Raw genomic sequence first — 15507 nt, 5'->3', positions numbered from 1 at the left:
CGGACCAGAATAACCGGTGCCGTCATTAGGATCAGACAGGTGTCTGTTTCTACCGCTGAATCTCCGCTGTCCGGCGTCCGCGTCGTCACCCTCGCACCGAATCTCCCCGGCCCGGTGGCCGCAAACCGTCTGGTCACGCTGGGGGCGACCGTCACCAAGGTCGAACCGCCGGCGGGTGATCCGCTGGCCGTCGCGTCCCCCGACTACTACCGTCTCCTCGCCGAAGGGCAGGAGGTGCGGACGCTCGATCTCAAGGATGCCGCGGGGCGTGAGGCGTTGGAGTCTCTGCTGGAAGACGCCGATCTGCTGATCACCTCGTCGCGTCCCCGCGCCCTGGAGAAACTGGGGCTGGCCTGGGCAGATCTTCATCCCCGGCACCCACGGCTGAGTCAGGTCGCGGTGGTCGGTCATGCCGACACGGATGCCGACCGCCCCGGCCATGACCTGACCTACCAGGCGGAGGCGGGGACGCTGAGCCCGCCGATGATGCCGGTGATCCCGGTTGCCGACCTGGCCGGTGCCGAACGGGTGGTGGGGGACGCCACGGCGCTGCTGTTCCATGCGTCCCGCAGCGGTACCGGCGGCTACCGTGAGGTTGCGCTGGCGCAGGTGGTGGAGGACGCCGCGGCCTCGGTGAGGTCGGGCCTGTGCGGTCCGGGGACGCCGCTGGGTGGCGGGCTGCCGACCTACGGCATCTACCGCACCGCGGACGACGGGTGGATCGCTCTGGCGGCGATCGAGCCGCACTTCATCATGCGGCTGGGGGAGGAGCTCGGTGTCGATCCGATGGACCGTGACTCCCTGGAGGGGGCGTTCCTCCGACGCGGTCAGGACGCGTGGGAACAGTGGGCCGCCGAGCGCGACCTGCCGTTGGCTACTGTGCGACCGGCTCTTCGGTCGTGACGAAGCCGGACTCGACACCGGTCTCCAGCTCAGCCCCGGTGGCCTCAGCGGACTCGCTGGCGGAGGTCTCCGGGACGCCGCCACCGGTGTAGCCGGACTCCGGGGTGACGTCGGTGACGTGGGTGGAGTCGCTGTTCTTCTGGTGCGGCGGGGAGCACGCCGTGATCCCCAGTGCCAGAACGGCGGCGGCGGAAAGGGCAGCGGTACGGCTGATGCGGGTCATCTGAACGTCTCCTGGTTCATCGGTGCAGTCGTGGAACGTCTCGTCACTTCGCGCCCCATCTTAAATGGTCGGTGCCTGGGAACAGAACGCGCATACCCGTTCGGGGTTGCGGGGCCGGTTACACTCGAACGATGGATTCACGTGACAACTACCCCGACCGCGACCGACCGCAGCCACCGGACTACCGGCGTCTGCCGGAGGACGCACCGACGGAGCAGTTCGGTTACCAGCCTCAGTACCAGCCTCAGTACCAGCAGACGCCGCGCCGCAGCAGCACCGGTGTGTGGATCTCGGTGATCCTGCTCCTCGCCGCGCTGATCGCCCTGCTCTTCTTCGTCCTCTGGCTCAATAACCGCGAAGATGACGACTCCTCCGGGGCCACGGTGACGCACACGGTCGAGGAGACCACGACCGCGCCCGAGACCACCCCGGCCCCCGCCCCGGAACCGGACGAGGGTGACGACACCGGCAATGACGACTCCGGAATCCAGCTCCCCAGTGAGCTACCCAGTGAGTTGCCCAGCCAGGAGGATCTCGAGGACTGGGGGAACCAGCTCGGCGACGATGTCGACAACTTCCTCAACGATCTCAACGACCGGCTCAACAACTGACCGGGTACAAAGGGGTGGCATGAAAATCAACATCGCAGCCATCCCCCTGCCCGAGACCGCCGCAGCCCTGGAGGCGGCTGGGGCGGAGATCGTCGACGACATCGCGGACGCGGACGCCTTCCTCTGCGTCGCGATGTCGCCGGACAAGTTCCCCGACCTGCCCGAACGGGTGAAGTGGGTGCAGCTCTGTCAGGCGGGGATCGAGGGATTCCTCGACGCAGGCGTCGTCACCGCCGGTCCCTCCGGTGACCGCCGCTGGTCGAACGCCTCGGGCATCTACGGGCGCCAGGTCGCGGAAGCTGCAGTCGGTCTGCTCCTCTCGGTGACGCACATGCATGTCCGCATCGCCCGCCAGAAGACCTGGAGTGTCTGGCGTGAGGTGGACAAGGGCACCCGATGGCTGGCCGGCTCCACGGTGCTCATCGTCGGTGCCGGCGGTATCGGGCGCCACCTCATCGACATGCTCACCCCCTTCGGCGTGGAGTTCATCGCCGTCAACCATTCAGGACGCCCGGTCGACGGCGCCCGACAGACCGTCGCCTTCGACCGGCTGGGGGAGGTCCTCCCGGACGCCGACCACATCATCGTCTCCGCCCCACTCACCGACGACACCCGTGGTCTCATCGACGCCGATGCCCTGGCGTCCTGCCGTCGCGGTGTGACGCTGGTCAACGTGGCGCGCGGTCCGCTCGTCGTCACCGATGACCTGGTGGACGCCTTGAACTCCGGTCAGGTCTCCGGGGCGGGGCTGGATGTCACGGATCCGGAGCCGCTGCCGGACGGCCACCCGCTGTGGGACATGGACAACGTCACCGTCACGACACACTCGGCGAACACCGTCTCCTCGATGGACCCCCAGCTCGCGGGCCCGGTCGTGGAGAACTACCGCGCCTTCCTGGCGGGGGAGCGGATGCCCACCGAGCTCGATGTGGACGCCGCCTACTGACGTCCGATCGCGGTGGCGTACCGGCGCGCCATGAGCCGTTGGGCGGCCAGGGCGACCGGCCCGCCGAGTCGGGTGAGCCAGTGCGCGGGCCGGGAAAACGCAGAGACGGTGACGACCACCTCGTCGGCGTCCGTCAGCTCCACCCGGAAGGTCTCCTCACCCTCCTCCAGGTGCCCGGGCAGTGTGCCGTAGACCAGGAGAGTGCTCTCCGGTCCCGACTCCCGGACGAGGATGCGGCAGGGTGAGCTGAGTGACCGTAGGCCGAGCGGACGGATGGTCACCACCCTGCCGACGGTGAACGGCCCGGTGAGTGGGGCACCGGCCGCCCGGTGGGCGCGTCCTGACAGCAGTGCGGAGACGCATCGGGCGTAGGCGTCCTCCCCGTGTCCGACGACGCGACGGTGGTTGAATGTGCTGTACATGTGAACTCCGGCTTTTCCGTGCATCGGTACCTCCTGTGGCGAGGACAGTCTAGACTGCGGAGTCATGAGCTTTCTCCGTAAAACCACTGTCCTTGGTGCGCTGGCACTCACCGCGACCGCCGTTTCCCCGGCAGCCGCCGGTGCCACCACCACCCACGGCGGAGCGCCCATCGTCATCGCCGCCGACAACGGTGCCGAGGGTATGTGCACCCTGAACTCGGTCGTCAAGAGCGGGGACGACGTCTACGGCGTCACCGCCGGTCACTGCCTCGACCCGGAGGAGTTCGGCGGCCAGCCGGTCAAGGTCACCACCGAGAGCGGTGAGCTCCTCGCGGACGCCGAGGACATCGCCGCCGGCGGTCACCTCCTCGACGGCGGTGCGAACTACCTTCAGCCGAATGCCGGCCTCAACGACTTCGGCTGGTTCCGTCTCGACGACTCGGTCGACCCGGACCTCAACGGCATCTCCAGCACCGCGGACACCGGCATCCCGCTGCTCGACCCGCTGCTCACCGGTCAGCGCATCGAGACCGGTGCCCCGGTCCCGGTGACCCAGAACCTCGTCGGCGGCATCGTCTGCAAGGACGGCGCCAAGACCGGACGGACCTGTGGTCCGGTGATCTCCGTCAACACGAACAGCCAGGAGGTCTTCGCGGCCATCCCGGCCATCGCCGGTGACTCGGGCAGCCCGCTCTACGTCCTCGGCCCGGACGGTAAGACCCATGTCGTCGGCGCCCTCTCGAACGGCTCTCCGGTGCTGTTCAACGTCTTCGACGGAACGCAGAACCACCTGCACCGCGTGGGTGCCTGAGAGGGTACAGAATGTCATAGCGACACTGCAGCGCCCTGCCAGCTAGCTGCCAGGGACGGGTCGTAAATTCAGTGGTGTCCCCGAGAGAGACGGGGTGAAACGGAATCGGAAGGAACTTTCTATACGGCAGCTGCGCATTCTCCTCTTGAAACGTCAGCAGAACACCCCCGGCCATGTCAGGTGCCGGGGGTGTTCTGTGTGTCCATGTAGACTCCGGTGTCACCAGTTCACCTGACCTCTACCATCCGGGGTGACCCGGAGGAACCGGACACGTTGTGACCACTTCACCTGACACCGGAACGACCCCGTCCACGGGGGAGGAGGTGAAGGACGCGAAGAGGGGCCCTGATCCGCTCATCCTGTGGACCTCGGCAGGATTCATCGTCGCCTTCGTGGCCGTGTGCATCCTCTTCAGCGAAGGCGCCCGTGACGTCTTCGGCACGATCTCCGACTGGTTGATGACCAACCTCAACTGGATGTACATCGGTGGCGTCACGCTCGCGCTGATCTTCCTGCTTGTCCTGGCGGTCAGTCACTTCGGCCGGATGCGCCTGGGGCCGGACGGCGAGGGCCCCGAGTACTCGCTCAAGAGCTGGTTCGCGATGCTCTTCGCCGGTGGTCTGGGTAGCGTCCTGATGTTCTGGGGGGTGGCCGAGCCGATCAACCACGCGGTCAACGTGCCCATGCAGAACGAGGAGCCGATGTCCCACGAGGCCGTCAACCAGGCCATGGGCTTCACGATGTACCACTTCGGTGTCCACATGTGGGTGATCTTCGCCCTGCCGGGGCTCGCGCTCGGGTACTTCATCTACAAGCGCAACCTGCCGCCGCGCGTCTCCTCGGCGTTCGCACCGGTCCTCGGCGGTGCGATCTACGCCTGGCCCGGCAAACTCATCGACGCCCTCGCCATCATCGGCACGGTCTTCGGTATCGCCGTGTCCCTGGGGCTCGGCGTCCTCCAGATCGAGTCCGGTCTGGGGACCGTCTTCGGTATCGAAAGCTCCACGCTGCTGCTGGTGGGGATCATCGTGGTTATCGTCGCGGCGTCCTGCTGGTCGGTCGTCGCGGGCCTGGACAAGGGCATCAAGAACCTCTCGAATATCAACATCATCATGGCCGTGGTCCTCATGGTCTTCGTCCTCATCGCCGGCCCGACGCTCCTGCTGCTTCGCGGCACCCTGGACACCGCCTCGCTCTACGCCGAGTGGCTGCCCCGGCTGATGTTCTGGTCGGACGCCGACGAGATCACCACCGAAGGCTGGCAGGGCACCTGGACCGTCTTCTACTGGGCCTGGACGATCTGCTGGTCGCCCTTCATCGGCATGTTCGTCGCCCGCATCTCCAAGGGACGCACGGTCCGCGAGTTCGTCGGCGGTGTGCTGGCCCTACCAGCCCTGTTCATTCTCGTCTGGTTCTCCGTCTTCGGGTTCGCCGGCATCAACGCCGAGCGCAACAACCCCGGCAGCGTCTCCGGGCCCGTGGTGGAGGACGGGGACGCGGCGTCCTCACTGTTCATCCTGCTCGACACCATGCCCTGGACGACGGTGGTCAGCGGTTTCGCCCTGGTGATCGTGGCAATCTTCTTCGTCACCTCGATCGACTCCGCAGCCCTGGTCACCGACATGTTCGCCGTCGGTGAGGAGAACGTGACCCCGACCTGGCAGCGCGTCCTGTGGGCGGTCTCCATCGGCGCGGTCGCCGCGGCGATCCTCATCATGTCACCGGATGCCGGCATCGACGCCCTGCAGGAAGTGTCCATCATCATCGGTCTGCCGTTCTTCCTCATGTTCTTCGTGATGATGTACTCGATCCTCAAGGGCATGAACGCCGACTACCACGCCCGTCCCGAACCGCGGACGCGGCAGTGGGAGAAGACGCACACCCCGGAGGCGCTGGAGGAGAATGAGCGCAAGCCCGCTCCCGGCTACGACAACGCCGGCCAGGAGCTGCCTACCGCGTCCTACGACGCCGACGGCAACCTCATCGTTCCCGGCAACATCATCGTCGCCGGCGACCTGGGCGTGGTCGGGGAGGTTGAGGACGCCGACCCCGAGGACTACGAGGACCTCCGTTAGAGTCTGATGTCACGGGGAGCAGTGACCCCGGTTACACTATGCAGATATAACAATCCGTCTTGCGACAAGGAGAACAACATGGTTCAGCGTGTAGGTGTCATCGGAGCCGGCCAGATGGGCGGCGGCATCGCCGAGGTGGCCGCCAAGTCCGGCAGCGACGTCCTGGTGTGGGAGGCCAAGCAGGAGTTCCTGGACTTCGGCAAGGCCAAGATCGAGAAGTCCCTCGCCAAGGCTGTCGAGCGCGGCAAGCTCTCCGAGGAGGACCGGGACGCCGCCCTCGGACGCCTCACCTTCACCACCGACCTCGAGGACTTCGCCGACCGTGAGCTGGTCATGGAGGCGATCATCGAGAACGAGGACATCAAGAAGGACGTCTTCGCCAAGCTCGACGCCATCGTGACGGACAAGACCGCCCCGCTGTGCTCCAACACCTCCTCGCTGCCGATCCAGACCATCGCCTCGGCCACCGAGAACCCGGGCCGCGTCATCGGCCTGCACTTCTTCAACCCGGTGCCGGTCCTCAAGCTCGTGGAGGTCATCCCGGCCCTCACCACCACCGGGGAGACGGTCGAGACCGCCCGTACCTACGCCGCCGAGGTGCTCGGCAAGACCGCCATCCTAGCCAAGGACCGTTCCGGCTTCATCGTCAACTTCCTCCTGGTGCCCTACCTGCTCTCCGCCATCCGCATGGTCGAGCAGGGTGTGGCCACCAAGGAGGACATCGACACCGGTATGAAGCTCGGTGCATCCCACCCGATGGGCCCGCTGACCCTCGCCGACATGGTCGGCCTGGACACCTGCGCCTTCATCGCCGACGTCATGCACGAGGAGTACGGCGACCCGTCCTACGCCTGCCCGCCGCTGCTGCGCCGTATGGTGCAGGCCGGTCAGCTCGGCCGCAAGTCCGGCAAGGGTTTCTACGACTACAGCGCCTAGTCCAGAAGTTGGCCCCGTTCACTTCTGTTCCGACCCCGGAATCCGATGCAGGCCGCGATTTTCTCCGGTACAACTGGAAGGGTACATCCCCGAACCCAAGGAGTTGGTCAGCATGTCCGGAATCGACGATCTGAAGAACAAGGCCGAGGGTCTGGCTGGTAAGGCCAAGGAGGCTCTCGGTAACGCCTCCGACAACGAGTCCCTCAAGGACGAAGGCAAGGCCGACCAGGTCAAGTCCGATGCCAAGCAGAAGGGCGAGGAGCTCAAGGACAAGTCCACCGACGCCGCCAACAAGATCATCGGCAGCGGCAAGGACGACTAGCCCCGACTAGTCCGCGGCTTTCGCCGGACCCCCGTCGACGACAGGTTCCTCCTCGTCGTCGACGGGGGTTCCGTCATGGAAACCGAAGCTGCGCAGTCGCTTCCGGTCTGCGGCCGAGGTGCTGGCGGTCAGTCGCAGCAGTTCCGCGTAGATGCCACCGGAGGTCGCCAGTTCGGCAGGGGAGCCGATCTCCCCGACATGCCCGCCGTCGAGGGTGACGATCGTGTCCACCGTGGCGATAGTCGACAGGCGGTGGGCGATGACCAGCGTGGTGCGTCCCACCATCAGTTCCTCCAGACCTGCCTGGACTGCCTGCTCGGCGCGGGTGTCGAGGGCAGAGGTCGCCTCGTCGAGGACGAGGATGGGGGCGTCCTTCAGCATCGCGCGGGCGACGGCGATGCGCTGCTTCTGCCCGCCGGACAGTCGGAGGCCACGCTCGCCGATGACCGTGTCGTAGCCGCCGCTGAACCTGCTGATGAAGACGTCGGCGTTGGCCCGTCGGGCGACGTCGAGGATCTCCTCCTCGGAGGCATCGGGGCGTCCGTAGGCGATGTTCTCGCGGATGGTGCCGGAGAACAGCGACGGCTCCTGGAAGACCACGCCGACCATGCTGCGCAGCTGTGCGGCAGTGAGGTCCTCGCTGTCATGACCGTTGATACGCAGGGTACCGGCGGTCGGCCGGTACAACCCGAGCAGCAGGTTGACCAGGGTGGACTTTCCGCCACCGGACTCGCCGACCAGTGCGACCTTCTCGTTGTGGTGGGCGGTGAACGACATCTTGTGGATGACCTCATCCTCCGGGGCGTCCGAATCGTAGCCGAAAGACACCTTGTCAAAGTCGATGACCGAGGCGTCCGGTGACGTCGCGGGAAGAGGCTCGATGGCCGGCAGGGGCTCGACGAGGGCGGCACCGTGCGGGGACGCGGCGTCCAGCAGGGCGGCGTCGGCGGTGGGCTCGGGGATCTCGTCCATCGCGGCGAAGTAGTCGCGGGATCCGCCGGCGGCCTTCTGCGCCGAATCGACCATCCAACTCATCATGGACGCGGGGCCACGGATGGTGGCGACCAGCTGGACGAGCAGGACCATGTCGCCGAGACTGAAGTGCCCGTGCAGGGTACGGATGAACAGCACCAGGTAGATGGCCAGGAAGATGAGGTTCATGCCGCCGGTGCGGATGGCGTCCATAAGGTGCCACCAGCGTGACTGTGACTTCGTCAGGTCGACAGTTTCGGCGAAATGCTCCTGGAATCCGCGGAGTTCGCGACGTTCGGTGACGAAGGATTTCACGACCTTGACCTGGCCGATGACCTCGGCGAAGCGACCCTGGGCGGTGTCGATGTGGTGGTTCTTGTCCTTCTCCCACACCATCCAGCGCTTACTGGTCAGGGCGGTGAGCCACAGGTACAGCGGGAAGACGATGAGGAGCAGCAGGGTGAGCGGCCAGTAGTACCAGGAGGTCACCGCCAGCACGAGGATCACGGTGAGCATCATCGAGAAGAAGTTGTTCGCGAAGCTCTGGATGAACTGGGTGAGGCCCAGGATGGAGCGGTCGAGCCGTGAGATGACGGTGCCGGTGACCTGCTTGTCGAAGTAGGACTGCGGCAGGGACAGCAGTTTGGCGAAGTACCGGTCGGACAGCAGCTGGCGCATCTTCAGCGCCATGACGTCGCCGAACCAGCCGCCGATATTGTGCACGACGGTGTAGGCCAGCTCGGCGGCGAACAGTGCCAGCGCGATGAAGATGACGACGGTGGCGGCGTCATCGACATCACGCAGGCCGTTGATGGCGTCGACGATGACGTCGGTCGCCGCCTTGATGAGGAAGGGTGCCGCCAGATTCAGCAGTGCGGTTGCCGTGGACGCCACGATGATCATGACGTAGTACGGCCACAGCTGGCGGGTCGAGCGGAGTATTCGGGTCAGACTGTTCACAGGTCTCCGGGGACGGGCTCGCCGCCACGGAGGTCGGCGGCGGCGATGCGGTCAAGTGCTTCGTCGAGAATGGCCCTTGATGTCCCGAAGTTCAACCGAGCGTGCCCTGCCCCGACCGGGCTGAAGTCGGTGCCCTCGTTGAAGGCGACCTTGGCCAGCGTCCGCAGTCTCTCGGCCGGACGGGTGACGGTGCCGTCCCCGTCGCGCAGCCGGTCGACCCCGGAGAGGTCCAGCCAGGCGAGGAACGTCGCCTCCTGCTGTGGCAGCCGGATGCCGGGGAGGACCTCGGGCAGCCGCTTCTCCAGGTGGGCCCAGTTGGCCGCCAGGTGGTCGACCTCCTCGACGAGCCAGTCGTACCCCTCGGTGTAGGCGGCGGTCGCCGCCTTCAGGCCGATGGTGGAGGCTTCACCGGTGAGCAGGTTGGACAGTCGGCCGATGATCTTGGCGTCCTCCGCATTCGACGCGATGATCTGTGCGCACTTCAGGCCGGCGGTGTTCCAGCCCTTGGAGGTGGCGGTGACCGTGACGGTGTTCGCTGCGGCGGTCTCCGAGACGGTGGCGGTGGGGACGTGGTTGCCGGAGTAGACCAGCGGGGCGTGGATCTCGTCGGAGATGACGCGCACGTGGTGGGTGGCGGCGAGATCGACGACTGCGCTCAGTTCCTCGGCGGTGAACGCACGGCCGAGCGGGTTGAAGGGGTTGCACAGGATCATCGAGCCGACACCGTGCGGGTTGGATTCCGAGGAGAAGGCCTGCTCAAGTGCCTCGAGGTCGAAACCGTTCCCGCCCATCGGGACGTACACGGCCGGCCGGCGGGTGGCCTGCGGCACTTTCTGGAACGGGGGATAGGCGGGCATTGGGATGACGATGGTCGATCCCTCCTCTGTGAGTGCCTCGATCGCCACCATGACGCCCTTGACGACGTCGGGGCAGTAGGTGACGTTTGCGGGGTCGATCGTCCAGCCGTGGCGAGCCCGGGAGAAGGACGCCAGCGCCTCGGCGAGCTCGCGGGACGCCGCACCCATCTCCGGATAGCCGAAGTACTCACGGTCGACAGCGTCCTTCACGGCCGCGGCGACGGCAGGGCAGGTCTCGAAGTCGGTTTCGGCGACCCACAAGGGCAGGACGTCGGGGTCGTACTTTGTCCATTTCATCGTGCCACGGGTGCGGAGGGTGTCCAGGGAAGGGAAGGTGAGAGCCATGTTGACCAGTCTATGTGCAGTGGGGGCGGGGGAGAGGAGCGGGTATCGACGACGGTACCAGAAAATTTGTTCGTACGAACACTTGTATTGTTTCCGACTTCGATGTATTATCGGCAGCAGACGCCCGACACCTCACCGCACCTCTCTCCACCACACCATCCACGCTCTGCTCATGCTCCCCAGGGGGACACCATGACCACCGTCACCACTACCGTCACCACCACCAAACGCCACGCCATCCAGGAGATGGCATTCAACGCCCTGTTCGACCAGATCACCACCGACATCGACCTCGGCGAGGGCGCACTCCTCGACCTGACCCTCAACTACATCGCCGACCCCGACGGCGAACTGACCACACACCGCCCCACCCCCGACCACCGCCAGGACCCCGACGCACCCGCCGGCTGGGCGATCCTGACCAACCCCGACCCACTGTCCACGGCGAAAACCACGGCGAACCTGCTCGACCTGTCCCTGGCCGCCGCCGTGACCCCCGACGGGACCGACGAGATCCGCCGCACCACCGCCACCATCGCCCGCCGCCTGGGCATCACCCGCGGTAAAGCACTGACCTACTGCGAGATCGGCACGATGCTCACCCGCCTGCCCGCCACCGCCGACGCCGTAGCCGGCGGCGCGTTCAGCCTCGACCTGCTGCGCATCATCGCCGACGTGACCTGCTGTGTCGCCGCCACCTACCTGGATGCCGTCGACACCGGCATCGCCGCCCTGCTCACCCCCACCCGACCCGACCAGGTCATCCCCGGGCCCGTGATCCTGCGCCGGAGTGTCACCGCCATTGTCGGCACCTGTCAACCCACCGCCCTACCGGTCGACCCCGACGACCAGGACGTGCCACCACCGGCACTGCAGACTGACTTCAGCATCGACACCCGCAACGACGACTACACCGTCTTCCACATCGCCGTCCCCGCCGACGAAGGCACCGGCGTCACCCGCATCGTCGACGCCGTCGCCGACGCCCACGACTGCTCGCGGGCCACCGCGTTCACCGAACTGTGCCACGGGGCCGTCGGGGACGTGCAGGTGACACTGAACTGTTACCGCAACATCGACACCGGGCAGACCTACCTGGAAAACCGGTGGCTGGCCGGGATCGCCGAGGAACGGTGGATCCGACGGGTCACCCACCTGACCGTGCCGTCGCACTCCGCCCATGATTCCCGGTTCATCACCGACAACCAGCGCGCCCTGCTCGCCGGTATTGACGGCACCTGCCGGGCGCCGGGGTGTGAGAACCCCGCCGCCACCGCCGACGCCGACCACGTCCACCGGTTCGACAGTGACCACCCCGACAACCAGGACACCGATCGCACCGACACCGAGAAGATGCAGTCCCTGTGCCGGGGCTGCCACAACGCCAAGACCCGAGGCCTGCTGGACTACACCCGGCATCCCGACGGCACCACCTCGGTCACCAGCATCGATGACGGGCATACCGTCACCACGGTGCCGACCGGCCCGATGGGCAGGGCGATCACCACCTTCGACGAGTCCCTGGCGAGAAGGGTCGCCGCTCGGGCCGAACATGAAGAAGCCCGGCAGACATGGAAGGCGATCACCAGCATGGCCCTGACCCTCGCCCGCACCTACGACGGAAAACGAGGCGTCCGCGACATTCCTTTCTAGGCCGGCAGCATTGTCCGGATCGACCGGTAGACATCCCGGTCTTCACCGCCAGCATCACCGAGGAGGCTGAATACCCGCGACGTCCGCTGATCGCCGAACGGTTCCCACCCTGGCTCTACACCACGGGCGAAAGACAGCACCGAGGCGCGGAAGTGTGCACCGGGGCCGGCGAGCCGCTCCTGTGCGTCCGGACCACAGGTGGACTCCACCAGCCTGCGCCCCACATCCAGCGTCCCGAAGAGCATCGGGAGTTCGCCGCAGTGTTGTGCGTCCACGCGCGAACCCCGCCACGTCCCGCCACGGAACTCGCACGACCACACCCGGTCACCGGGCATCGTCTCCAGCAGCGTCGAGGCCCAGCGGCGGATCATCGTGTCGCCGACGGTCCGGCCCATCGGGCGGTCATCATCGACATACCGGCACCACCCCGCCAGCATCCGCCGCGGTACCCCGAGCAGACGCATCCCCGGCACCATCACCCACGACGGCAGACCCGCCCGCGCCACCACCCGGTCGAGTTTTCTCACCCCGGGGAAGCGGATGAACTCATCCTCCATCGTCGAGACGATGAGCGGCACCTCCCTCAGCCTGTCGAGGTCCACGGGTCCCGGCCCGAGCGCACAGTCCGAGGAATAGATCAGCGCCATCCTCCGGTACGCCCGCGTGCACCGTGCCGTACTCAGTCGGCTCACCTTTTCCCGCGTCAACCGCGATCCCAGGCTCAGGCGTGCCACCGTACGGCGCGCCGACCAGCCGATCCGCGGAAGAATCCGGGGCAGACCGGGGGAGAGGACCATCGCGCGGTGGAACAGGTCGTCCGCCCGCCGGTCGGTGAGCAGTTTCATCACCAGACCACCACCGGCGGACTGTCCGACGAGGGTGACATTCGCGACATCCCCGCCGACCTGCGACACGGCGTCCTGGATCCACTGCAGCTGATGGACCAGGTCATCGACGCCGCGGAAGGACCCGGGCTCGTCTTCGTCGAGCGGCAGGAAGCCCTCCAGACACATGCGGTAGTTCAGTGTCACGACGACGCAGCCGGACGCGGCGAGAGTGGTGCCGTCGTACCAGCCGTCGTCGCCGTGGCCCTCCTCGTAGCGTCCACCGTGGATCCACGCGATCACCGGCAGATGATCGTCCGGCGAGGCGTCCTCCGGGGCGTACACGGAGACGGTCGTGGGAAGCCGTAGCTCACGGCGCTCGTGGGTGTCCGCGCAGGACAGCATTTCCTTCCACGGTTGCGGCGGCTCCGGCTCCCCGAAATGGTGGGTGTGCGCCACCGGCACGGCGCGGAACACGGCCACCCCGTCACGCGATGACCCGGACACGGGGCCGTACGGAGTGGTGAACAGAGGGAAACGGGGCTGCGCCATGGCGACCACTGTAAGGCCCCCGGTTACGCTGGGGGCATGAATCCGCTGCTCGAACCCTCCGCGCTTGACCATGAACTCCCTGATTTCGCCGCGATCGACGTCGCCGACCTGGTCCCCACCTTCCGGACCGCGCTTGATGACCATGACGCGGAGATCGCCGCGATCACCGCCCTCGCTGACGCTCCTAGCTGGGAGAACACGATGGACGCTCTCGAGTTGTCCGGCCAGATGCTGCAGCGCGTCCTGGCGATCATCTTCAACTACGCCGGTACGGACGCCACCGACGAGGTCGTCGCCGTCGAGGAGACCGTCGCTCCGGAGCTCTCCGCGCACTGGACCCGCATCCTGCTCAACCGGGACCTCTACGCGCGCGTGCAGGCCATGCCCGCGCAGCCGGAGGGCAGTGAGAACGAGGCCCTGCTGGCGCACTGGCTGCGGACCTTCCGCCGCGGCGGCGCGGACCTCGACGACGCCGGACGTGAGGAACTTTCCGGTATCGACACCCGGCTCGCCGAACTGTCCACCAGTTTCGGCCGCAACCTCATGACCTCCACCGCCGACCACGCTGTACTCGTCACCGACGAGCAGCGGCTCGCCGGACTCAGCGCGGCGAGGAAGGCCCAGCTCCGGGAGGACGCGGCGTCCGAAGGTGAGGACGGCTGGTTGATCCGCCTCGGTCTGCCCAGCGTGCAGCCGATCCTTGAGGATCTGGCGGACGCCGACCTGCGCCGTGAGGTCTCCGAGGCATCGCGTGCGCGCGGTGCCGGAAACAACAGCGACATCGTGCTGGAGACAGCCCGGTTGCGGGCACGACGCGCGGAGCTGCTCGGATTCGGGAGTCATGCGGACTTCGTCGCCGCAGAGGAGACCGCGCGCACCGTCGCGGCTGTCGACGAGCTACTGGAGACTGTCACTCCCGCCGCGGTGGACAACGCCCACGGCGAGTACAAGCGTGCCCTGGATCTCGCACACGTCAACGGTGTGGTTGCCGAAGACCTGGGGGAGTCGGACTGGCCGTACTGGGCGGGGAAGCTCCGCGCCGAGGATCTGGCAGTGGACACCACTGAGCTGAAGAAGTACTTCCCACTCACGCGCGTGCTGCGCGACGGTGTCTTCTTCGCCGCGGAACGGCTCTACGGCATCCGGGTGACGCTGCGGACCGATCTCGTCGGCTACCACCCTGACGTGCAGGTCTGGGAGGTGACTGACGCGGACGGCACGGCGATCGGCCTGCTGCTCACGGACCTCTTCGCCCGGTCCACGAAGCGCGGCGGAGCGTGGATGAGCAGCTTCGTCGACCAGAACAACCTCATCGGGCAGTCCCCGGTCGTGGTCAACGTACTCAACATCGCCAAGCCGGCGGAAGGGGAGGAGGCGCTGCTCAGCCTGGACGAGGTCACCACCCTGTTCCATGAATTCGGCCACGGGCTGCACGGGCTGCTCTCCGATGTGCGGTACCCGAGCCTGTCGGGCACGAATGTCCCGCGGGATTTCGTGGAGTTCCCCAGTCAGATCAACGAGAACTGGGCCCTGGAGCCGGAGGTTCTGGCGAACTACGCGCGGCACGTGGAGACCGGTGAGCAGCTGCCGCCGGACCTCGTTGCCGCGGTGACCGCCGAGGCGCGGTGGGGGCAGGGCTTCGCGACGACGGAGTACCTCGCGGCCTGCCGGGTCGATCTGGCCTGGCACCGGCTGACCACCGCGCAGGCGGAGCAGGTCACCGATGTGGCGGCGTTCGAACGGCAGGCACTGGAGGACTCCGGGCTCGCCGTACCGGGACTGGCCCCCCGCTATTCGTCGACGTATTTCAACCACATCTTCGCGGGCGGTTACTCCGCGGACTACTGGAGCTACCTGTGGGCGGAGGTGCTCGACGCCGACGGTTTCCAGGGTTTCGTCGACACGGATGCAGCGGGGACACAGCACCCGGACGCCGATGATGTCCGCTTCGCCGGAGACCGGTTCCGTCGGATGATCCTGTCCCGGGGAGCGACGATCGACTACGACGACGCCTTCTGGATGTTCCGTGGTCAGCAGCGCAGTGTGGAGCCGCTGCTGCGCCGTCGGGGGCTGGCCGGTTCCTGATCCCGACCGG

Annotated in this window: 14 protein-coding genes; 9 read left to right on the top strand and 5 right to left on the bottom strand. The window is 66.8% G+C overall.

Annotated elements, in window-relative coordinates; all coding sequences use genetic code 11:
• The first annotated feature begins 39 nt into the window (after positions 1 to 39).
• Positions 40 to 903, top strand: a complete 864-nt coding sequence (locus CVA01_RS13015) for a CoA transferase (RefSeq protein ID WP_014009579.1) — start codon at positions 40 to 42, stop codon at positions 901 to 903.
• Here the strand turns inward: CVA01_RS13015 and CVA01_RS13010 are convergent.
• A complete protein-coding gene (locus CVA01_RS13010; RefSeq protein WP_014009580.1) occupies positions 875 to 1126 on the bottom strand; it encodes a hypothetical protein in 252 nt (83 codons plus the stop codon). The genes CVA01_RS13015 and CVA01_RS13010 overlap by 29 nt on opposite strands.
• A 131-nt stretch (positions 1127 to 1257) precedes the next feature.
• Between CVA01_RS13010 and CVA01_RS14980 the strand changes: the two genes are divergently transcribed.
• Both CVA01_RS14980 and CVA01_RS13005 read left to right on the top strand, forming a co-directional pair.
• Positions 1258 to 1737 (top strand): hypothetical protein, encoded by a 480-nt coding sequence (locus tag CVA01_RS14980; RefSeq protein WP_170209789.1) that lies wholly within the window; start codon positions 1258 to 1260, stop codon positions 1735 to 1737.
• A 19-nt stretch (positions 1738 to 1756) separates the two neighbouring features.
• Positions 1757 to 2683 (top strand): D-isomer specific 2-hydroxyacid dehydrogenase family protein, encoded by a 927-nt coding sequence (locus CVA01_RS13005; RefSeq protein WP_041629901.1) that lies wholly within the window; start codon positions 1757 to 1759, stop codon positions 2681 to 2683.
• On the opposite strand, the gene CVA01_RS13000 is transcribed toward CVA01_RS13005, so the two are convergent.
• Positions 2677 to 3105: a DUF1990 domain-containing protein gene (locus CVA01_RS13000; RefSeq protein ID WP_170209788.1), complete on the bottom strand. Its 429-nt coding sequence runs from the start codon at positions 3103 to 3105 to the stop codon at positions 2677 to 2679. The two genes, CVA01_RS13005 and CVA01_RS13000, sit on opposite strands and share 7 nt — an antisense overlap.
• Positions 3106 to 3169: 64 nt before the next feature.
• On the opposite strand from CVA01_RS13000, the gene CVA01_RS12995 reads away from it, so the two are divergent.
• The 4 genes from CVA01_RS12995 to CVA01_RS12980 all read left to right on the top strand — a co-directional run bounded on the left by CVA01_RS12995 (position 3170) and on the right by CVA01_RS12980 (position 7249).
• Positions 3170 to 3916, top strand: a complete 747-nt coding sequence (locus tag CVA01_RS12995) for a chymotrypsin family serine protease (protein ID WP_141331275.1) — start codon at positions 3170 to 3172, stop codon at positions 3914 to 3916.
• Positions 3917 to 4191: 275 nt separating this feature from the next.
• On the top strand, positions 4192 to 5991 hold the full coding sequence (locus CVA01_RS12990) for a BCCT family transporter (RefSeq protein WP_141331272.1): 1800 nt from the start codon (positions 4192 to 4194) through the stop codon (positions 5989 to 5991).
• A gap of 78 nt (positions 5992 to 6069) precedes the next feature.
• Positions 6070 to 6927, top strand: coding sequence for a 3-hydroxybutyryl-CoA dehydrogenase (locus tag CVA01_RS12985; RefSeq protein ID WP_141331270.1), 858 nt, complete (start codon positions 6070 to 6072; stop codon positions 6925 to 6927).
• A 112-nt stretch (positions 6928 to 7039) separates the two neighbouring features.
• Positions 7040 to 7249 (top strand): CsbD family protein, encoded by a 210-nt coding sequence (locus tag CVA01_RS12980; RefSeq protein ID WP_141331268.1) that lies wholly within the window; start codon positions 7040 to 7042, stop codon positions 7247 to 7249.
• A 6-nt stretch (positions 7250 to 7255) separates the two neighbouring features.
• Here the strand turns inward: CVA01_RS12980 and CVA01_RS12975 are convergent, their stop codons facing one another.
• Positions 7256 to 9181, bottom strand: a complete 1926-nt coding sequence (locus CVA01_RS12975) for an ABC transporter ATP-binding protein (protein ID WP_244938309.1) — start codon at positions 9179 to 9181, stop codon at positions 7256 to 7258.
• Positions 9178 to 10383 carry a MalY/PatB family protein gene (locus CVA01_RS12970; protein ID WP_141331266.1) on the bottom strand — a complete coding sequence of 402 codons (1206 nt, stop codon included), beginning with the start codon at positions 10381 to 10383 and terminating at the stop codon, positions 9178 to 9180. Before CVA01_RS12970 ends, CVA01_RS12975 begins: the two co-directional genes overlap by 4 nt.
• Positions 10384 to 10575: 192 nt before the next feature.
• On the opposite strand from CVA01_RS12970, the gene CVA01_RS12965 reads away from it, so the two are divergent.
• Entirely contained in the window at positions 10576 to 12036 is a 1461-nt protein-coding gene (locus CVA01_RS12965) for an HNH endonuclease signature motif containing protein (protein WP_141331264.1), read from the top strand.
• Here the strand turns inward: CVA01_RS12965 and CVA01_RS12960 are convergent.
• Positions 12033 to 13412, bottom strand: a complete 1380-nt coding sequence (locus tag CVA01_RS12960) for a carboxylesterase family protein (protein ID WP_244938308.1) — start codon at positions 13410 to 13412, stop codon at positions 12033 to 12035. The genes CVA01_RS12965 and CVA01_RS12960 overlap by 4 nt on opposite strands.
• A 36-nt stretch (positions 13413 to 13448) precedes the next feature.
• On the opposite strand from CVA01_RS12960, the gene CVA01_RS12955 reads away from it, so the two are divergent.
• On the top strand, positions 13449 to 15497 hold the full coding sequence (locus CVA01_RS12955; protein WP_141331260.1) for a M3 family metallopeptidase: 2049 nt from the start codon (positions 13449 to 13451) through the stop codon (positions 15495 to 15497).
• Positions 15498 to 15507: the final 10 nt, after the last annotated feature.

Source organism: Corynebacterium variabile (genome assembly GCF_006539825.1).
Taxonomy (GTDB): domain Bacteria; phylum Actinomycetota; class Actinomycetes; order Mycobacteriales; family Mycobacteriaceae; genus Corynebacterium; species Corynebacterium variabile.
This window is presented reverse-complemented; position numbering and strand designations above follow the sequence as displayed.